17 protein-coding genes are annotated in these 19,927 nt (G+C 61.8%); 10 read left to right on the forward strand and 7 right to left on the reverse strand.

Annotated features, from left to right (window positions below; all coding sequences use genetic code 11):
* Positions 1 to 95 precede the first annotated feature (95 nt).
* The 5 genes from F3J24_RS18805 to folC form a co-directional block, all read right to left on the reverse strand.
* Positions 96 to 1,307, reverse strand: a complete 1,212-nt coding sequence (locus F3J24_RS18805; RefSeq protein WP_167009956.1) for an O-succinylhomoserine sulfhydrylase — start codon at positions 1,305 to 1,307, stop codon at positions 96 to 98.
* Positions 1,308 to 1,611: 304 nt separating this feature from the next.
* Positions 1,612 to 3,120 (reverse strand): amidophosphoribosyltransferase, encoded by a 1,509-nt coding sequence (gene purF / locus F3J24_RS18810; protein ID WP_003057182.1) that lies wholly within the window; start codon positions 3,118 to 3,120, stop codon positions 1,612 to 1,614.
* A 196-nt stretch (positions 3,121 to 3,316) separates the two neighbouring features.
* Positions 3,317 to 3,814, reverse strand: coding sequence for a CvpA family protein (locus F3J24_RS18815; protein ID WP_167009611.1), 498 nt, complete (start codon positions 3,812 to 3,814; stop codon positions 3,317 to 3,319).
* A gap of 28 nt (positions 3,815 to 3,842) precedes the next feature.
* Positions 3,843 to 4,793 carry an SPOR domain-containing protein gene (locus F3J24_RS18820; protein ID WP_167009613.1) on the reverse strand — a complete coding sequence of 317 codons (951 nt, stop codon included), beginning with the start codon at positions 4,791 to 4,793 and terminating at the stop codon, positions 3,843 to 3,845.
* A gap of 58 nt (positions 4,794 to 4,851) precedes the next feature.
* A complete protein-coding gene (folC, locus tag F3J24_RS18825; protein WP_167009615.1) occupies positions 4,852 to 6,177 on the reverse strand; it encodes a bifunctional tetrahydrofolate synthase/dihydrofolate synthase in 1,326 nt (441 codons plus the stop codon).
* 100 nt (positions 6,178 to 6,277) lie between these two features.
* Between folC and F3J24_RS18830 the strand changes: the two genes are divergently transcribed.
* The 4 genes from F3J24_RS18830 (at position 6,278) to argG (ending at position 9,423) form a co-directional block, all read left to right on the forward strand.
* A complete protein-coding gene (locus F3J24_RS18830; RefSeq protein WP_167009617.1) occupies positions 6,278 to 6,640 on the forward strand; it encodes an ArsC family reductase in 363 nt (120 codons plus the stop codon).
* A 125-nt stretch (positions 6,641 to 6,765) separates the two neighbouring features.
* Entirely contained in the window at positions 6,766 to 7,512 is a 747-nt protein-coding gene (locus F3J24_RS18835; RefSeq protein WP_167009619.1) for a glycine zipper 2TM domain-containing protein, read from the forward strand.
* 149 nt (positions 7,513 to 7,661) lie between these two features.
* A complete protein-coding gene (locus tag F3J24_RS18840) occupies positions 7,662 to 7,979 on the forward strand; it encodes a pyrimidine/purine nucleoside phosphorylase (RefSeq protein WP_003057202.1) in 318 nt (105 codons plus the stop codon).
* Positions 7,980 to 8,085: 106 nt separating this feature from the next.
* Positions 8,086 to 9,423 carry an argininosuccinate synthase gene (gene argG / locus F3J24_RS18845; protein ID WP_003057205.1) on the forward strand — a complete coding sequence of 446 codons (1,338 nt, stop codon included), beginning with the start codon at positions 8,086 to 8,088 and terminating at the stop codon, positions 9,421 to 9,423.
* A 108-nt stretch (positions 9,424 to 9,531) separates the two neighbouring features.
* On the opposite strand, the gene F3J24_RS18850 is transcribed toward argG, so the two are convergent.
* Positions 9,532 to 9,987, reverse strand: coding sequence for a hypothetical protein (locus tag F3J24_RS18850; RefSeq protein ID WP_003057208.1), 456 nt, complete (start codon positions 9,985 to 9,987; stop codon positions 9,532 to 9,534).
* Positions 9,988 to 10,128: 141 nt separating this feature from the next.
* Entirely contained in the window at positions 10,129 to 12,123 is a 1,995-nt protein-coding gene (acs, locus tag F3J24_RS18855) for an acetate--CoA ligase (RefSeq protein ID WP_167009621.1), read from the reverse strand.
* A 359-nt stretch (positions 12,124 to 12,482) separates the two neighbouring features.
* Here acs and F3J24_RS18860 point away from each other — a divergent pair, with 359 nt between their 5' ends.
* The 6 genes from F3J24_RS18860 to proX (F3J24_RS18885) all read left to right on the forward strand — a co-directional run bounded on the left by F3J24_RS18860 (position 12,483) and on the right by proX (F3J24_RS18885) (position 19,869).
* The gene (locus F3J24_RS18860; RefSeq protein WP_205244862.1) at positions 12,483 to 13,121 is read left to right on the forward strand and encodes a YqhA family protein; all 639 of its coding nucleotides are present in this window, start codon (positions 12,483 to 12,485) and stop codon (positions 13,119 to 13,121) included.
* A 719-nt stretch (positions 13,122 to 13,840) separates the two neighbouring features.
* On the forward strand, positions 13,841 to 15,133 hold the full coding sequence (gene proV / locus F3J24_RS18865) for a glycine betaine/L-proline ABC transporter ATP-binding protein ProV (protein ID WP_167009623.1): 1,293 nt from the start codon (positions 13,841 to 13,843) through the stop codon (positions 15,131 to 15,133).
* 18 nt (positions 15,134 to 15,151) lie between these two features.
* Entirely contained in the window at positions 15,152 to 16,396 is a 1,245-nt protein-coding gene (gene proW / locus F3J24_RS18870; RefSeq protein ID WP_167009624.1) for a glycine betaine/L-proline ABC transporter permease ProW, read from the forward strand.
* A gap of 20 nt (positions 16,397 to 16,416) precedes the next feature.
* Positions 16,417 to 17,472, forward strand: coding sequence for a glycine betaine/L-proline ABC transporter substrate-binding protein ProX (gene proX, locus F3J24_RS18875; protein ID WP_167009625.1), 1,056 nt, complete (start codon positions 16,417 to 16,419; stop codon positions 17,470 to 17,472).
* 172 nt (positions 17,473 to 17,644) lie between these two features.
* A complete protein-coding gene (gene proX, locus F3J24_RS18880; RefSeq protein WP_167009626.1) occupies positions 17,645 to 18,715 on the forward strand; it encodes a glycine betaine/L-proline ABC transporter substrate-binding protein ProX in 1,071 nt (356 codons plus the stop codon).
* A gap of 107 nt (positions 18,716 to 18,822) precedes the next feature.
* The gene (gene proX, locus F3J24_RS18885; protein WP_167009628.1) at positions 18,823 to 19,869 is read left to right on the forward strand and encodes a glycine betaine/L-proline ABC transporter substrate-binding protein ProX; all 1,047 of its coding nucleotides are present in this window, start codon (positions 18,823 to 18,825) and stop codon (positions 19,867 to 19,869) included.
* Positions 19,870 to 19,927: the final 58 nt, after the last annotated feature.

Genomic DNA, 19,927 nt, shown 5'->3' on the forward strand with positions numbered 1-19,927 from the left:
CGCAATCTCGGTCAGAGATGCCGAGCAAGAGTCGCCTCGCAGCGCAGGCATAGTCCCCCTTGAAGGGAAATGCGCGAAGCGACTCAGGGGGTGTTTCACAGCGTATCCAGTCCGCGAGCCAGGTCGACCTTGAGGTCTTCCAGATGCTCAAGGCCCACGGAAATACGAATCAGACCCTGACCCACGCCAGCAGCCTGACGCTGCTCCTCGGTCAGACGACCATGCGAGGTGCTGGCCGGATGGGTGATGGTGGTCTTCACATCACCGAGGTTGGCAGTGATCGAGCACAGACGCGTGCTGTCCACCACATGGAAGGCATTGGCACGCAGTTGCTCGGCACCCTCGCCCACCACGTCGAACGCCAGCACGGCACCGCCCATGCCATTTTGCTGGCGCATGGCCAGCTCGTGCTGGGGATGGCTCTTGAGGCCCGGGTAGTACACACGCGCCACCTTGGGATGGGCTTCCAGCCAGGCGGCGAACTCCAGCGCCGCAGCGCTTTGCGCCTTGACGCGCAAAGCCAGGGTTTCCAGGCCCTTCATCACCGTCCAGGCGTTGTAGGGAGCGATGTTCAGACCGCCGCTGCGCAAGAAGGTGCCCATGACCTTGTCCACGAGGGCAATGGTGCCGCAGACCGCACCGGCCATGACGCGGCCCTGGCCGTCGAGGAACTTGGTGCCCGAGTGCACGACGAGGTCGGCACCGAACTTCACGGGCTGCTGCAGCACGGGAGTCGCGAAGCTGTTGTCCACGGCCAGCAGCGCGTTGTTGGCGTGTGCCAGCTCGGCCAGTGCGGCGATGTCGCAGAGATCGGTCAGCGGGTTGGTGGGCGTCTCGGCAAACAGCATGCGCGTGTTGGGCTTGATGGCCGCCTTCCAGGCTTCGATATCGGTCTGCGAGACAAACGTGGTTTCCACGCCGAAGCGCGCCATCTCGGTTCCCAGCAGCTTAATGGTGGAGCCGAACATGGACTGCGAGCAGATCACGTGATCGCCTGTCTTGAGCGCCGTCAACGCCACCAGCAGAATGGCCGACATGCCGGTGGAAGTCGCGACCGCACATTCCGTACCCTCCATGGCCGCCAGACGCTTTTCAAAGCTGGTGACCGTGGGGTTGCCGGTGCGGCTATAGGTGAAACCCGGCTCTTCGTTGGCAAAGCGGCGCGCTGCGGTCGCCGCATCGGGCTGCACAAAGCTGCTGGTCATGTACAGGGCTTCGCAATGCTCGCCCCACTGGCTGCGCTCGACCGCTTCGCGCACGGCCAGAGTTTCAGGATGCAAACCTTCGGGTAATGTCTTGTTGGTCACAATCGTCAAATCCAGATGGTTGGTACCGGTCATGAGTCCGCTGCAGACCGCCAATCAGGCCCGCACGCATGCTGCTCTACCAGCTTGACCGGCGGCACTCGCCGTGCCGGTCCTTGAATATGCCTTGCTCACATGCCACAAAACTTGAGTCAAATCGGGCTCAAACACTTTATGGACATACGTCATGCGCTCACTATTAAAGAGCACACCGACCGCGCAGCTCTGCCATTGTCCTCCCGAATGAAAAGGGTTGCCTCAGCAACCCTTTCACACTCAGTCATTCGCTGCGATCAAACGCCAGCGCTCAGCTTTCCTGAGCATTGGGCAGGGACAGGCGCGAAGTGTCTTCGCTCTCCTCTTCGCTGCCGCGATTGCGGCCCTCGTTGAGCGCCGTCACCTCTTCATCGGAAATATCGCCGGTGATGTAGATGCCGTCGAAGCAGGAGGCCTCGAAGCCGCTCACCTGGGCATTGATCTTGCCCACGGCCTGCTTCATGGCTTCCACGTCCTGATAGATCAGCGCGTCGCAGCCGATGACCTGGCGAATTTCCTCGACCGTACGGCCGTGAGCGACCAACTCGGAGCGAGTGGGCATGTCGATGCCATACACGTTGGGGTGACGCACGGGAGGCGCAGCGGACGCCAGATACACCTTGTTGGCACCTGCATCGCGCGCCATCTGCACGATTTCCTTGGAGGTGGTGCCGCGCACGATGGAGTCATCGACCAGCAGCACATTGCGGCCCTTGAACTCGCTGCTGATGGCGTTGAGCTTCTGGCGCACCGACTTCTTGCGTGCTCCCTGGCCGGGCATGATGAAGGTGCGACCCACATAGCGGTTCTTCACAAAACCTTCGCGATAGGGCTTGCCCAGCAACTGGGCCAGTTGCATGGCGCTGGGGCGGCTCGACTCGGGGATGGGGATCACCGCATCGATTTCATTGGGAGGCACCATGGAGATCACGCGCTTGGCCAGCGTCTCACCCATGTTCAGACGAGCCTGATAGACCGAGATGCCGTCCATGGTGGAGTCGGGACGTGCCAGATACACATACTCGAACACGCAGGGATTGAGCTGGGTCTTTTCAGCGCATTGCTGGCTTTCGATACGGCCGTCGTTGTGCACAAAGATCGCTTCGCCGGGAGCGATGTCGCGCTCGAACTGATGGGTTGTACCTTCCAGTGCCACAGACTCGCTGGCCAGCATGATGGTGCCGTCATTGCCGCGACCCATGCACAGCGGACGGATGCCGAAGGGATCGCGGAAAGCCAGCAGGCCGTAGCCGGCGATCAACGCGATCACGGCGTAGGAGCCCTTGATGCGCTTGTGCACCGCACGCACGGCCTTGAAGATTTCCTCGCTTTGCAGCGGAGCGCCGCTGGAGGCGCGACCGATCTCGTGCGCCAGCACGTTGAGCAGGACTTCGGAGTCGCTTTCGGTGTTGGTGTGGCGGTGATCGGTATCCGCCAGTTCGCGGCGCAGCTGCTTGGCATTGGTGAGATTGCCGTTGTGCACCATGACGATACCGAAGGGCGCATTCACGTAGAAGGGCTGAGCCTCTTCTTCGCTGGAGGCATTGCCCGCCGTGGGATAACGCACCTGACCCAGACCTACATCACCAGGCAGAGCACGCATATTGCGGGTGCGGAACACATCCTTCACCATGCCCTTGGCCTTGTGCATGAAGAACTTGCGTTCCTGCTGGGTCACGATGCCGGCTGCATCCTGCCCACGGTGCTGCAGCAGCAGCAAAGCGTCATAAATCAGCTGATTCACGGGTGTGGTGCTCACCACACCAACGATTCCACACATAGTTGCGTTCCATCTGTTCGCGAAAGTCGCCCTTCGCCACACTCGCCTGCTTCGCCACCCATTGGCTAGCCTGCGCTTTGATATCCGGCATGGCGGATCACGCCAACACCAAACTCTCGTCGGCACCCACTGCGTTTTACAGCAAGCGCCTTAGCCACTTTCCACCCTGAGGTAAATTGCGGCAAAAAACTTCGCTTCAAGAGGAAGCCCTGGGCAGATACTGCCCCCACTCCTGCGGCAGTGCCGGCAGCGCCCAGCCCAGCACCTCGCTCAGCCAGGGCGCCAGAGTCGAGTCCTGCCACCACAAGGCCTTGTGCAGCGGCGTGTACTGGATCACCAGTGCCAGCACCAGCAGCAGCAGACCGCCGCGCAAGACGCCGAACAAGGCGCCCAAGGTGCGATCCACAGGCCTCAGCCCCACGGCCTCAATCAACTGCTTGGACAACCAGGAGATCACTCCCCAGGCGAACATGGATCCCACCAGCAGCAGCACAAAGCCAGCCGCATAACGCAGCTGCATGTCCCAGCCGTCCAGCGGCAGCCATACCGCCACCTCTTGCGCCCAGCTGCGTGCGACCACAAAGCCCACCAGCCAGCCCAGCAGAGACAGGACTTCGTAGACCAGACCGCGCCAGGCTCCCAGCAACAAGGAGGCCAGCACAACGGCCACAAACATCCAGTCCAGCGTGCTCATCAATCAAACCGTTGCCGAAAAACCGGGCTCAAGCCTTGAACACCGATGCGGGCAAGCCCAGGGACTTGGCCCTGGCCGCAGCCTTCTCGGCCTCCTCGCGGCTCTTGAAAGGCCCCATGCGAACTCGTGTGCGCTTGCCGTCCTTGGTATCTACGGTCTGAGTAAAGGCTCCTGCCCCCAGCTTGCCCTTGATTTCGTTGGCCTTGCCGACTTCAGCGAAGGCACCGATCTGAACGATAAAGCGCTCGTTGGTCGCTGCAGCCTCCTTGGCCGGAGCAGCTTCCGAGGTACTGCGCCCCTCCAGCAGTGCACGGGCACGGGCTGCCTCGTCCACCTTGGGTGCTTCAGGCTTGTGCTTGGGCTCGGGTTTGGCTTCCGGCTTCTTGACCTCAGGTTTGACCTCAGGTTTGACCTCTGGCTTGGGCTTTTCGGGCTTGGGCTCCGGCTTGCGCTCAGGCTTTACCTCGGGCTTAGGCTGAGGCTTGACTTCTGGTTTGGGCTCTGGCTTGACCTGAGATGCCACCACAGCGGCGGAGCCGACGGCTGCCGCTGTCACCGCAGCCCCGACTACAGGAGCAGCCGGCGCAATGGCGGCAGCCGCAGGGGTGGCAGGCCTAGCCGAGGGCGCAAGCACTTCTTCACCGTCATCCAGGGAAGCATTGGCAGCAACACGCCCTGACGGTGAGGCCATCTGGCTCGCCACCTGGGTGCCAGGCACGACCTCGGGGGCCGAATTGGCCTGATCGGGAATTTCAATCGGGATATTGACCGGGATGGGACGTGGCTGCGTGTCGAACAACAGCGGGAAGCCCACCACACCAATCAGCACCAGCACGGCCGCCCCGATGAGACGATGACGTGCGCGGCGGCGCATGGCTTCCACGCTTTCGCCCTGGGCCAGGCGACTGGGGCGCTTGGCTCCGGCCACGGACTCCGCTTCGTCTTTTTTGCCAGGCCAACGGAAATTGAAAAATGCCATGAGTGAGGACTTGTTGAGGCCTGCCACCCGGCAAAAGCCGGGGCGGTAGGCCGCTGACTCAGTGAGTCAGGTGTTTGGCGTTCAGACGAGGCGTGCCGTTTTGCAACACTCCGCCCACGGTGAAGAACGATCCAAAGACCACGATTCTATCAGCCGCCTCCGTGGCCGCGACTGCGGCATCCAGGGCCTGCTGGGGATTGGCAAAGGTCTGCATGCTCACATCTTTGCGGATCACGCCCTGGGCTTGCAACTGCTGCAGCTTGGCCTTGAGGTTTTCCGCGGAGTCGGCACGCGGCGTGGGCAGGTCGGTGAAATACCAGCGGTCGACCAGAGGCCCCACCTTGGTGAGCATGGGCTCCCAGTCCTTGTCGGCCATGGCGCCGAATACGGCATGCGTGGTCGGAAAGTAGCCCATGGCATCGAGATTTGCCGTGAGCGCCGCCACCGAATGAGGGTTGTGCGCCACATCCAGCACCAGCGTGGGTTGACCAGGAACGATCTGGAAGCGACCGGGCAGCTCCACCATGGACAAGCCCGTGCGCACGGCCTGTGCCGTCACCGGCAGCTTGCCGCGGATGGCCTCATAGGCGGCCAGGACACCGGAGGCATTCATCAGCTGATTGGCACCACGCAGCGCCGGATAGGCCAGCCCCGCATAACGGCGACCACGACCGGCCCAGCCCCATTGCTGCTTGTCTCCGTCGTAATTGAAATCCTTGCCGAAGCGCCAGAGGTCTGCACCGATTTCGGCGGCGTGATCGATCACGCTTTGCGGCGGCACGGGGTCGCTGACGATGACGGGACGACCGGCGCGCATGATGCCGGCTTTTTCGCGGCCAATGCTTTCGCGGTCCGGACCCAGCAGCTCCATGTGATCGAGATCAATGCTGGTGATGATGGCGCAGTCGGCATCGATGATGTTGGTGGCATCGAGACGACCACCCAGGCCCACTTCTAGAATCGCCACATCCAGCCTGGACAGACTCATGAGGCGCAATATCGCCAGCGTGGTGAACTCGAAGTAAGTGAGTGCAACCTCTTTACCGTCCTTGACCCTGGCCTGCTCCACCGCCTCGAAATGCGGAATCAGTTCCTCGGCCTTGACGATCTCGCCGCCCACACGGCAGCGCTCTTCAAAGTGAACCAGATGCGGTGAGGTATAGACACCGGGACGAAAGCCGGACTGCAGTGCCACGGCCTCCAGCATGGCGCAGGTCGAACCCTTGCCATTGGTGCCGGCCACCGTGATGACGGGGCAGTCGAATTGCAGGCCCATGCGCTGTGCGACTTCACGCACGCGATCCAGACCCAGGGCGATGTTCTGGGGATGCAGGCGCTCGCAATAAGCCAGCCAAGCATCCAAGGTGGGAAATATGGTGTGCATACTGGGCGCTATTGTCGCCCACTGTCAGAGGCCCTATGGCTGCCGGCACTTGGCAAATGCGTTACATCTGACTCCAACCGTTTCACCGATACCGAACACCATGAGCAAGATCACCACCGTCTACGGCATCCCCAACTGCGACACCGTCAAGAAAGCACGCAGCTGGCTCAGTGAGCAAGGTATTACTTACCAGTTCCACGACTTCAAGAAGCAAGGCGTTCCCGCCGAGCGCCTGCCCCAGTGGATGCAGGCCGTGGGCTGGGAAAAGTTGCTCAACCGCCAGGGCACGACTTGGCGCAAGCTCGATGACACGACCAGGAACAGTGCCGTGGACGCGGCCAGTGCCGCCGCCGTGATGCAGGAACACGCCAGCACCATCAAGCGCCCCGTGGTGGAGTGGGCTGACGGGACAATCACCGTCGGCTTCAAGGCCGATGACTGGAATGCGACGCGAAGCGCCTGAGCAACCGCTCACATTCACACATTGCTTTACCTAGTTTTACGGAGTCGAGTGCTGGGATTTACGCAGATCCCCTAAACTTTTTGGTGATCTGATGCGTTAAAGCTTCAGAGACAGGAGAGATGTTGATGAAAACTCTGGCAGTTTTGACTTTGGCCGCCGTGGCCGCCACCGGGGCCTATGCCCAGGAGCGCGGCCGCGTGCTGTCCTCGACCCCCATCACCCAGCAAGTCGCCGTGCCGCAGCAAGTCTGCAGTGACCAGCCGGTGGCGGTCGCTCCTCGCCCCACCGGTGCAGGCGCCGTGGTTGGAGCCATTGCTGGCGGACTGATCGGCAATGCCATCGGCGGCGGTGGCGGCCGTGCAGCAGCCACCGCCGCCGGTGTGGTCGGCGGTGCCATGCTGGGCAATCAGGCCGAAGCCTCCGGCCCGGTGCAGTACCAGAACATGCGCCAGTGCAGCACGCAGACCTTCTACCAGAACCGCACCGTGGGATACAACGTGACCTACGAGTACAACGGTCGCAGCTACACCACGCAGACCGCCAACCCGCCCGGCCAATGGATTGCGCTGAATGTGCAGCCCGTGGCCAACGACCCGGTCTACAGCAACGACGGCTACTACAGCACCCAGACGCCTCCCCAGGGCGCCTACAGCACCAGCTATCCGCAGAATTACGACAGCGGCTACTACGCCCCTCAACCCGTGGCGCCCACCTATTCGGTAGGCTCGACCTATTCGGCCTCTGACTATGTGGCGCCGCTGCTGATCGGCGCAGCCATCGGTGCGGGTGCCTACTACGCCACCCGCCCCGGCCACTACTACCGACCCGGCTACCGCCCGGGCTGGCATGGCGGCCACGGCTGGCGCCGCTGACCCGAGTCGATCCGGCCTTACAGGCCGCCCAGGAGCCCCTTCAAGGGGCTCTTGTTTTTCCTGCCTTTGCCAAGCATTCGCGCAGGTGCAAATCCCGTGGCCTAAAATCGATGCTTTTGATCTTCGACCACGCACAGCGTACTTCTTCCATGACCACCGAAACCATCGCAGGCGTCAGCCTCACCACCAAGGCCAATGTTTACTTTGACGGCAAGTGCGTCAGCCACAGCTTCACGCTGGCCGACGGCACCAAGAAGTCGGTGGGCGTGGTGCTGCCTGCAACGCTGACCTTTGGCACCGCAGCTGCAGAAATCATGGAATGCGTGGGCGGCTCCTGCGAATACAAGCTCGACGGCAGCGACGAGTGGAAGAAGTCCTCGGCCGGCGAAAGCTTCCAGATTCCCGCGAACTCCAAGTTCGACATCCGCGTGACCGAGGCTTACCACTACATCTGCCACTACGCCTGATCCGCGCCTGGCCCCGCTCCGGGCCAGACCCGAGAATTTCAAGCCTTTTCAGCCCCAATCGCTTACCCATCAAGCGCTTGCAGCTATCACTTTGAAGAGAAATCTCATGGAAACCATTCTGCAACATGTTCCCGTCGGCCAGAAGGTCGGCATCGCCTTCTCCGGCGGCCTGGATACCTCTGCCGCCCTGCGCTGGATGAAGAACAAGGGTGCCCTGCCCTACGCCTACACGGCCAACCTGGGCCAGCCCGACGAAGCCGATTACGACGAAATTCCCCGCAAGGCGATGGAATATGGCGCAGAAAAGGCCCGTCTGATCGACTGCCGCCCCCAGCTGGCCAATGAAGGCATTGCCGCCATCCAGTCCGGCGCCTTCCACATTTCCACCGGCGGTATCACCTACTTCAACACCACGCCCCTGGGCCGTGCCGTAACCGGCACCATGCTGGTGGCTGCCATGAAGGAAGACGACGTCAACATCTGGGGCGACGGTTCGACCTTCAAGGGCAACGACATCGAGCGCTTCTACCGCTACGGTCTGCTCACCAACCCCGCACTGAAGATTTACAAGCCCTGGCTGGACAGCAACTTCATCGACGAGCTGGGCGGCCGTGCCGAAATGTCGGCCTTCATGACCAAGGAAGGTTTCGGCTACAAGATGTCGGCCGAAAAGGCCTACTCCACCGACTCCAACATGCTGGGCGCCACCCACGAAGCCAAGGATCTGGAGTTCCTGAACTCCGGTATCCGCATCGTGAACCCCATCATGGGCGTGGCTTTCTGGAAGCCCGAGGTCGAAGTCAAGGCCGAAGAAGTCTCGATCACCTTCGAAGAAGGCCGCCCCGTGGCCATCAACGGCAAGGAATACACCGATGCCGTGGAAGTCTTCCTGGAGCTGAACCGCATCGGCGGCCGCCACGGTCTGGGCATGAGCGACCAGATCGAGAACCGCATCATCGAAGCCAAGAGCCGCGGCATCTACGAAGCCCCCGGCATGGCCCTGCTGCACATTGCCTATGAGCGCCTGGTGACCGGCATCCACAACGAAGACACCATCGAGCAGTACCGCATCAACGGCCTGCGCCTGGGCCGTCTGCTGTACCAGGGCCGCTGGTTCGACCCCCAGGCCATCATGCTGCGCGAATCTTCGCAGCGCTGGGTGGCCCGCGCCGTGACCGGCACCGTGACGCTGGAACTGCGCCGCGGCAACGATTACTCCATCCTGAACACCGAGTCGCCCAACCTGACCTACGCTCCCGAGCGCCTGTCCATGGAAAAGGTCGAAGACGCACCTTTCAGCCCCATCGACCGCATCGGCCAACTGACCATGCGCAACCTGGACCTGATCGACACCCGCGCCAAGCTGGCCATCTACTCGCAAGCCGGCCTGCTGAGCGTGAGCAGCGCCAACGCTCTGCCACAACTGGGCAACGACAAGAAGTAATTCGGTCCGCGTCCACGAAAAAGCCGCTGCAATGCAGCGGCTTTTTTCATGCCAAATACGCCTCAATCGCTTGCAGATAAAGCGATTGAAGCTATCAATACTGCAATGTCAGCGATTGATCTGGTGCACCTGCTGCTCCAGCTGCCCCACATAGGCTGCCGTGCTGTTGTCCGACTCCTGGGCACGCTGCACCAGATGCGCCTCCAGCACATCAAGCCGGGCCATCACCTCTTCCTTGTCCCTGGCATGCAAGGCTTCGAGCACGCTGCGCAGCTCGGTGAAACGCGAGGCCTCGGCCTTGTCGGCCAGATCGCGCTGGGCCTGCATCTCCTTGGCATGGCGACGCGCCTCCAGCAACACCGAGCCCTGCATCCACAGCACATAGGCGATGAAGAACACGCTCAGCAAAATCGTCAGCGCCAGCATGAGCACGCCCAGCGGCGCCTGGATTTCGGTCAGGCCCAGCGAAACCGTTGCAGGCGTGGACAGCGCCGTCCAGTTGAAGGCGGCCAACACGGCAATCAGGGCCACGATGATGGCAATGCAGATAGTGCGAAAGTTCATGCTCTTCTCCTTGTACTCCGAGATGCCTTGTTTTAACCCAAGATCGCATCGGCTTGCATCAGCAAGCGCCAGAAATGACAAAGCCGCTGTTGCCAGCGGCCTTGTCGTCTTCATGCGTTCAGATCAGCGGCATTCGCCAGCTCAATTGGTCTCCGACAATTGCTCGAGGATCGCTGGATTCTCCAAGGTACTGGTGTCCTGGGTGATCGCCTCGCCCTTGGCCAGCGAACGCAGCAGACGGCGCATGATCTTGCCGCTGCGGGTCTTGGGCAGGTTGTCGCCGAAGCGGATGTCCTTGGGCTTGGCAATGGGGCCGATCTCCTTGGCCACCCAGTTGCGCAACTCGGCCGCGATCTGCCTGGCCTCTTCGCCCGTGGGCTTGCCGCGCTTGAGCACCACAAAGGCGCAGATGGCTTCCCCTGTCAGGTCGTCGGGACGGCCGACCACGGCTGCCTCGGCCACCAGGTCGGTCTTGGCTACCAGGGCCGACTCGATTTCCATGGTGCCCATACGGTGGCCCGAGACATTGAGCACATCGTCGATACGGCCCGTGATACGGAAGTAGCCGCGGTCTTCGCTGCGCACGGCGCCATCACCAGCCAGGTAGTAGCCCTTGAGCTCGTCGGGGAAGTAGCTCTTCTTGAAGCGCTCTGGGTCACCCCAGATGGTGCGAATCATCGAAGGCCAGGGCTTCTTCACCACCAGGATGCCGCCTGCTCCGTTGGGGATCTCGTTGCCTGCCTCGTCGACGATGGCCGCCGTGATGCCAGGCAGAGGCAGGGTGCAGGAGCCGGGCACCAGAGGCGTGGCACCAGGCAGCGGCGTGATCATGTGGCCGCCGTTCTCGGTCTGCCAGAAAGTGTCCACGATGGGGCAGCGCTCGCCGCCCACATGCTTGTGATACCACATCCAGGCTTCGGGGTTGATGGGCTCGCCCACCGAGCCCAGCAGACGCAGGCTGGACAGATTCCAGTTCTTCGGGTGGACGCTGGGATCGGAGTCCGCCGCCTTGATCAGCGAGCGGATGGCTGTGGGTGCCGTGTAGAAGATGCTGCACTGGTGACGTTCGATCATCTGCCAGAAGCGGCCCGCATTGGGGAAGGTCGGCACGCCTTCGAAGACGATCTGCGTGGCACCGGCCGCCAGCGGGCCATAGGCCACATAGCTGTGGCCGGTGATCCAGCCGATGTCGGCCGTGCACCAGAAGACATCGCTGTCCCTGACATCGAAAGTCCACTCAAAGGTCTGCTTGGCCCACAGCACATAGCCGCCGGTGGCGTGCTGCACGCCCTTGGGCTTGCCGGTGGAGCCGCTGGTGTAGAGGATGAAGAGCGGATGCTCGGCATTGACGGGCACGGCTTCGCACTCGGTGGACTGACCGGCCAGCGCATCGGTGAAGCTGATGTCGCGGCCCGCGACCATATTGCAGGCGCTGGCCGTGCGCTCATAGACCAGCACGCTCTTGACGGCTTCGCAGCCACCCAGCGCAAGCGCATCGTCGACGATGGCCTTGAGCGGAAGTTCCTTGCCGCCACGCATCTGGTAGTTGGAAGTGACGACCAGGCTTGCACCCACATCTACAATGCGCTCCTGCACGGCCTTGGCCGAGAAACCGCCGAACACCACGGAATGCGTGGCGCCGATACGTGCGCAGGCCTGCATGGCCACCACGCCCTCGATGGTCATAGGCATGTAGATCAGCACACGATCGCCCTTTTGCACGCCGCGTGCCTTCAGCGCATTGGCGAACTGGCTCACGCGGGCGAGCAACTCTTTGTAAGTGACCTTGGTGACTTCACCACCGTCGGCTTCAAAGATGATGGCCGTCTTGTTCTCCACGGGCGTGCCCATGTGCTTGTCCAGACAGTTGGCGCTGGCGTTGAGCTCGCCGTCGGCAAACCATTTGTAGAACGGCGGGTTGCTCTGGTCCAGCACCTGGGTGAAGGGCTTGGTCCACTGCACGTTCTCGCGGGCCAGCCGTGCCCAATAGCCTTCATAGTCGCGTTCGGCTTCGTCGCACAAGGCCTGGTACTGCGCCATGCCCGAGATGCGGGCCTTGGCGGCGAAATCCGCAGGGGGCGGGAACACACGGTTTTCCACCAGTACGGATTCGATGGTTGATGTCGCAGCGCTCATCGTTTTGTCTCCTGATGCATAAGCAATGAAATAATTGTGGGTGTACTGTCAAGGCTCGGTCTTACACCCCACTGACTGAAATTGAGAAGCGACTTTTGCGCGCCGTCAAGCCCGTCATTCGCTCCCATTTTTGCAGCAGAAAGCAACTGCTTGGTGTTGATTTGCTTGCACTTTTTTCAAAACACCCCGGAACAAACCCTTAGAATCGCGCACCTGCTGCTCCAGAGGCCGGGGCCCACATTGCGGCCAGCTCTCGAAGGCGCAGGCAGTCCGGGACGCGGCCCCAGCAAAACCAGTCTTACAAGGTGGCGGCATCCCGTTGCCCACCCAACGCATCCCGCCCGCCCCGCATACACATCATGAGCCGCACCCCTTCCGACGAAGCAGGCAACCCCAACCACCAAACGCCACATGGCGGCTATCAGCCTTCTGGCGTATTGCGTCCCCTGCCCTCGCTGATCTTTGCCAGCCGCTGGCTGCAACTGCCGCTGTACCTAGGTCTGATTGCCGCCCAGGGCGTCTATGTCTGGCACTTTTTGGTGGAACTCTGGCATCTGGTGGAGGCGGTCTTCGGCAACCAGGAAGCCCTGCATGCCCTGATCACCAATATCGGCTACAAAAGCGATGTGCAGATCACCCATCTGAACGAGACCATCATCATGCTGGTGGTACTGGCCCTGATCGATGTGGTCATGATCTCCAACCTGCTGATCATGGTCATCGTCGGCGGCTACGAAACCTTTGTCAGCCGCATGGGCCTGGAGTCCCATCCCGACCAGCCCGAGTGGCTGAGCCATGTGAATGCCTCGGTGCTCAAGGTCAAGCTGGCGCTGTCCATCATCGGCATCAGCTCCATCCACCTGCTCAAGAGCTTCATCAATGCCGGCAGCTATGAAGTCCAGGTGCTGATGTGGCAGACCATCATCCACGTGGTCTTCCTGCTCAGCGCCCTGGCCATTGCATTGACGGACAAGCTCACCCAAAGCGCTCACCACTGAAGCCACACTCTTCCTCCCAAAAAGCCCCGCATGGTTGTCCATGAAGGGGCTTTTTTCATGTCTGCGGCGAGCGCAAAGCTCGGCAAAAGCTGACAAGCGTCAAAAATAATTCTTCAATCCGGCACAAACCCTTATTTATCAATGACTTGCATCAGGTATTTTTACGTATGCGAATGTTTCAGCAGCGCCATTTCCGGCACATGCAGGCGGCAAAGCTTACAGCTCTATTTGACGCATAAAACTCAATTCGATATATTAAAAAGTCATTTACAACCTGCCGCGCAGGTCGTCAACGCATCGTTGAGATGCGATTGACTAACTTCCCGGCGGATCGTTGTGTCAATTCAAGAGCGCTTGCCGCTCTTTGGCGCAGCCCCGTCAACCGGGCCGAAACACGGCCCTGATGTAGGGGGCTCTCCCCGGCCGATGTGCCGGGGTTGGCCTGACAAGAAGCCGTGCAGATGCGTGCCAGTCGGTACCTGCTCTGCCAGCCAGCTGCTTCTTCCAATTTGCCAGCTCTTGCGCACACCTGGCTGTGCCATCCGGGCTGAAAACTTGGCGCCATCGCTGCGCCATCTGCATTGCGCAGTCCTGTCCACAAGGCAGGGCTGGGCTGCGGCATCAGGGCTTTTATTTTGGCTTGTGCGCCAGCGCCCACCGGCATTACCGGTCGTGGGCGCTGGACTGTGTTCCATCCCATCAAAAAGGAGAACGCCACAGTGGCCAAGCAAATCGCTATCGATCATGTCTTCAAGGTCTTCGGCAACGATCCGAAAACCGCTCTCAGCCTCGTGAAGCAGGGCCTGAGCAAGCAGGAGATCCTCGCCCAGACCGGGCAATCCATCGGCGTGTTCGACGCCGACTTCACCATCGAAGCCGGTGAAATCTTCGTGGTCATGGGCCTGTCGGGCTCGGGCAAGTCCACCCTGGTGCGCATGCTCAACCGCCTGATCGAGCCCACCAGCGGTCGCATCCTGGTCGACGGCCAGGACATCAATGCGCTGAACGACAAGGAACTGCGCGCGCTGCGCCGCAAGGACATCTCCATGGTGTTCCAGTCCTTTGCGCTCATGCCCCACCTCACGGTGCTGGACAACACGGCCTTTGGCCTGGAGCTGGCCGGCGTGGACCGCGCCACGCGCCAGCAGCAGGCGCAGGACGCCCTGGAGCAGGTGGGCCTGGGCGCCTGGGGTGCCAGCTACCCCGACGAGCTCTCGGGCGGCATGCAGCAGCGCGTGGGTCTGGCCCGTGCGCTGGCCTCCGACCCCTCCATTCTGCTGATGGACGAGGCCTTCTCGGCGCTGGACCCCATCATCCGCACCGAAATGCAGTCCGAGCTGCTACGCCTGCAGGAAATCAAGCGCCGCACCATCGTCTTCATTTCCCACGACCTGGACGAAGCCATGCGCATTGGCGACCGCATCGCCATCATGAAGGACGGCATGGTGCAGCAGGTCGGCACGCCCGACGAGATTCTGCGCAACCCGGCCAATGACTATGTGCGCACCTTTATCCAGGGCGTGGATGCGGCTGCCGTGTTCAAGGCCGCCGACATCGCCCGTCAGGCGCTGACCGTGATTTCCGAGCACAGCGACCGTGGCTGCCGCGCCGCGCTGCGCCTGCTGGAGGACTCCGATCGCGACTACGCCTATGTGCTCAATGCCCGCAAGCGCTTTCTGGGCATGGTCTCGTCGCAGTCGCTGCGCGATGCGCTGCACGGCCACGACGGAATGCTGGGACTCAAGCACGCCTTCATCCCCGATGTGCAGCCCATCGCCAGCAACACCCCGGTGGCCGAGCTGTTCGGCGCCGTGGCTGCCCCGCCCTATCCGCTGCCCGTGGTTGACGAAGACGGCAAGTACCTGGGCGTGATCAGCCGCACCACCATGCTCAAGTTCCTGGATCGGGCTACCCCGCCGGTGCCGCCACCCCAGAAGGAAATTCCACCCATCAAGCTGGACCAGCACTTCCAGCCCATGTCCAACACGCAAGCTGCCCGACACGCAGCCTAATAAAAGGAGGGAGCCGATTTGAACGATAACGCACTGAATACCCCCAACACAGAAACCAACAGCGCGGCTTTTGAAGACCCGTGGGCAGCAGCCTCTGCGCCCGCCACCGAGCCCACCAGCGCCGATGCCACGGCCTCGGCCGCAGATGCCGATCCCTGGGCTGCCTCCTACGCCGATGCGAATGCAGGCTCGGGCAGCGATGCCTGGAGCAGCGGCGATGCCGCCAGCCAGGTCAGCAGCACCGACTGGCTCAGCGCCCCCTCGCCCACCGATGTGCCCGAACATGACGGCAGTATCGGCCAACTCTGGCACCAGATCACCACCGAGGGCCTGCCCGTGCAGGACTCGATCAACAACGGTCTCACCTGGGTCGTCGATCATTTCCGCCCCTTCTTCCAGGCCGTTCGCACGCCTATCGACGCCACGCTCAACGGCGTGACCGATGTGTTGCAGACCATTCCCATGCCCGCGCTGGTACTGCTGATTGCCCTGCTGGCCTGGCAGTTTGCGGGCCGCAAGCTGGCCATAGGCTCGGCCGTGGCCCTGCTGGGCGTGGCCCTGCTGGGCATCTGGTCCGAAGCCATGGTCACCCTGGCCCTGGTACTGACCTCGCTGTTCTTCTGCATTGCCATCGGCCTGCCCGTGGGCATCCTGCTGGCCAGCAGCGACCTCGCTCAGCGCTGGACGCGCCCCTTCCTGGACGCCATGCAGACCACACCGGCCTTCGTCTATCTGGTGCCGGTGGTCATGCTGTTCGGTATTGGCAATGTGCCCGGCGTGATCGTGACCATCGTGTTTGCGCTGCCACCGCTGATCCGCCTGACCAATCTGGGCATTCGCCAGGTACGCCCAGACCTGATCGAGGCCAGCCGCGCCTACGGTGCATCGCCCGCCCAGCTGCTGTGGAAGGTGCAGCTGCCGCTGGCCATGCCCTCCATCATGGCCGGTATCAACCAGGCGCTGATGCTGTCCCTGTCCATGGTGGTGATCGCTTCCATGATTGCCGTGGGCGGTCTGGGCCAGATGGTGCTGCGCGGTATCGGCCGTCTGGACATGGGTCTGGCCACCGTCGGCGGCCTGGGCATCGTGCTGCTGGCCATCGTGCTGGACCGCATCACCCAGGCAATGGGCGAGCCCAAGCGCGGCAGTGCCCGCTGGTGGGCCACCGGCCCTGCCGGTCTGGTCATGCGCCTGCTCGGCAGCAAGCGCTCTGCGCCGGCCTCCAAGCCTGGCAGCGAGACCGCCAAGCCCGCGACGATCTGAATCAAGAACAAGGAGAACACATGAATACAGCCAACCACACTGCCAGCATCCGCCACGGCCTGGGCCACTGGCTGCTTGCCAGCACGGCCGCAGCCTCCATGGCCTTGTCCATGGTCAGCACCGGCGCCTTCGCTGCCGACGAGCTTCCAGGCAAAGGCATCAAGGTCCAGCCGCTCAAGAGCTCGATTGCAGAAGAAACCTTCCAGACCCAGCTCGTCATGAAGGCCCTGGAAAAGCTGGGCTACGAGGTCCAGCCCATGAAGGAAGTGGAATACCCCACGGCCCATATTGCACTGGCCAACGGCGATGCCACCTTCATGGCCAATCACTGGAACCCGCTGCACGCCGACTACTACAAGAATGCGGGCGGCGACGCCAAGCTCTACCGCAAGGGTGTGTTCTCGGCCAATGCCGCTCAGGGCTATCTGATCGACAAGAAGACGGCCGATGCGCACAAGATCACGAATCTGGGCCAGCTCAAGGACCCCGAAATTGCCAAGCTGTTCGACACCGACGGTGACGGCAAAGCCGACCTGACAGGCTGCACGCCCGGCTGGGGCTGCGAAGCCATGATCGAGCACCAGCTCGGCGCCTACAAGCTGCGCGACACGGTCACTCACAAGCAGGGCACCTATTCGGCACTGATGGCCGACACCATCACGCGCTACAAGGCCGGCAAGCCCATCCTCTACTACACCTGGACGCCCTACTGGGTGAGCAATGTGCTCAAACCCGGCAAGGACGTGGTGTGGCTGGAGGTTCCGTTCTCCGCCCTGCCCGGCGAGCAGTCCGGCACGGACACCAAGCTGGCCAACGGTAAGAACTACGGCTTCATTGCCAACAACCAGCAAATCGTGGCCAACAAGGCCTGGGCAGAGCAGAACCCTGCGGCAGCCAAGCTGTTTGAAATCATCAAGCTGCCCGTGGGCGACATCAACGCCCAGAACTACATGATGAGCCAGGGCCAGAACAAGGCCTCCGACATCGAGCGTCACACCGACGGCTGGATCAAGGCCCATCAAAAAACTTTCGACGGCTGGATCAGCCAGGCACTGGCTGCTGCCAAGAAGTCCTGATCACAATCCCCGAATCACGGCGACCGCTTGCGCGGCCGCCGTTTTTTTATCGGGCCGCCCCAAGATAAAAACGCCCCTGCTGTAGGGGCAGCGAACCACACGCAGTGGGGAGCCTGGGGTGTCATTTTCAATCGGGCCGCAAGCCCACTCCAACCAAGGAGAGACAAGAACAATGAGCAAGTCTGTGCAGACCCCAACCCCAAGCCAACACACCAGGCGTCAGCTGTTGCTGGGTACTGCCGGCGCTGCGGCGCTGGGTCTGGGTCAATCGTCTAGCTGGGCGGCCGGCCAGAATATGCCTGGCGATGCGCTTCCGGGCAAAGGCATCACAGTGCTGCCCGTCAAGAGCGCTCTGGCCGAGGAGAACTTCCAGACGCTGCTGGTGATGAAGGCGCTGCAGCAACTGGGCTACACAGTCAAGCCCTGGGAAGAGCTGGACTACCCGCTGATCCATGTGGCCGTGGCCAATGGCGACGCCAGCTTCATGGCCAACCACTGGAACCCCCACCATGCCGAGTTCTATCAGCAGGCCGGCGGCGACGCCAAGCTCTCGCGCAAGGGCGTGTATGCGGCCGGCGCCGCACAGGGCTACATGATCGACAAGAAGACGGCCGACAAGCACCAGATCACCCATCTCGACCAGCTCAAGGATCCCGCACTGGCGGCCCTGTTCGATATCGACGGCGACGGCAAGGCCAATCTGATCGGCCCCAACGCTGGCTGGGGTGGCGAGGCCGTGGTGGCCCACCAGATCAAGGCTTTCGGTCTGGAAAACACCGTCAACTACACCCAGGGCAACTATCCGGCGCTGATTGCCGACACGCTTGCGCGCTTCAAGGCCGGCAAGCCTGTGCTGTATTACGCGTGGACGCCCTACTGGCTCAGCAATGTACTGCGCCCGGGCCAGGAAGTGGTGTGGCTGCAGGTGTCGCGCTCTTCCATGCCCGGGGTGCAGGCCGGCACCGACACCAAGCTGCCCAATGGCCGCAACTACGGCTTTCCGCTCAACGACGAGTACATCGTGGCCAACAAGCTCTGGGTCGAACAGAACCCGGCCGCCGGCAAGCTGTTCGAGATCATGCAGATTCCCATCAACGACATCAGCCGCCAGAACCAGTTGCTGCGCGAAGGGGAAAGCAAGCCCGCCGATATCCAGCGCCATGTGGACGCGTGGATCAAGGCCCATCAGAAGACTTTTGACGCCTGGATTGCCCAGGCCAAGGCCGCAGCCCTGAAATCCTGATTCGCCAACGGCGCGCCGGACCTGATCCGGGCGCCGTTTCCTTCATCAACCCTTTCGCTTTTTTCATGCCGATTTCGGGGTAGGCACCCAGCATCCAAGGAGTATTCATGCACAGCAACAAGCCCGCACATTCGCCTTTCCCAACCCTGCAGCGCCAATACCGCTGTCTCGCTGCCATCGCCTTGCTGAGCTTTGGCGCCGCTACCGCACAAGCGCAGACGAACGCTGGCGAGCTGCCCGGCAAAGGCGTCTCGGTGCAGCCGCTCAAGGGCACGGTGGATGAGGAAATGTTCCAGACCCTACTGGTTTCGCGCGCTCTGGAGAAGCTGGGCTACCGGGTTCAGCCCGTCAAGAGTCTGGAAAACGGCACCCAGCATGTGGCTGTGGCCCAGGGCGACGCCACCTTTACCGCCACTCACTGGATGCCGCTGCACCGTGCCTTCTATGAGAACAATGGCGCAGACAAGGCCTTCTATCGCGCAGGCACCTATTCGCGCAATGCGGTGCAAGGCTATCTGATCGACAAGGCCACGGCCGAGAAATACCACATCACCAGCATCACGCAACTCAAGGACCCCAAGCTGGCAGCGCTGTTCGACACCGATGGCGACGGCAAGGCCGATCTGACAGGCTGCAACCCTGGCTGGGGCTGCGAGCTGGCCATCAACAAACATCTCAAGGGACTGGATCTGGAGTCCAGCATTACCCACAGGCAAGGCAACTACCAGGCCTTGATTGCCGACACCATCACCCGCTACAAAAGCGGCAAGCCCATTCTGTATTACGTCTGGACCCCGTTCTGGGTGAACACCGTGCTGCGCCCGGGCAAGGAGGTCCGCTGGCTGGAGGTACCCAATATCCCCGGTGCCCAGGCTGAAGACCAGACCCAGCTGCCCAATGGCAAGAACTACGGCTTCAAGCTCAATCAGCAATACATCCTGGCCAACAAGGCCTGGGCCGAGAAAAACCCGGCGGCAGCCAAGCTGTTTGCCGTGATGCAGCTGCCCATAGAGGACATCAACGCCCAGAACATGCGCATGCGCCAGGGCGAGAACAGCGAGGCCGATGTCAGCCGCCATGTGGACGCCTGGATCAAGGCCCATCAGCAGACTTTTGACGGTTGGCTGGAGCAGGCGCGTGCCGCTGCCAAATAAGTATCAAAAACGGCTCCAGCGCTTGAAGGGAAGCCGCTGGCAGCTATCAAAAGTGCTT

Origin of the sequence: Comamonas sp. Tr-654 (assembly GCF_011752915.1) — a bacterium.
Classification (GTDB): Bacteria; Pseudomonadota; Gammaproteobacteria; order Burkholderiales; family Burkholderiaceae_C; genus Comamonas.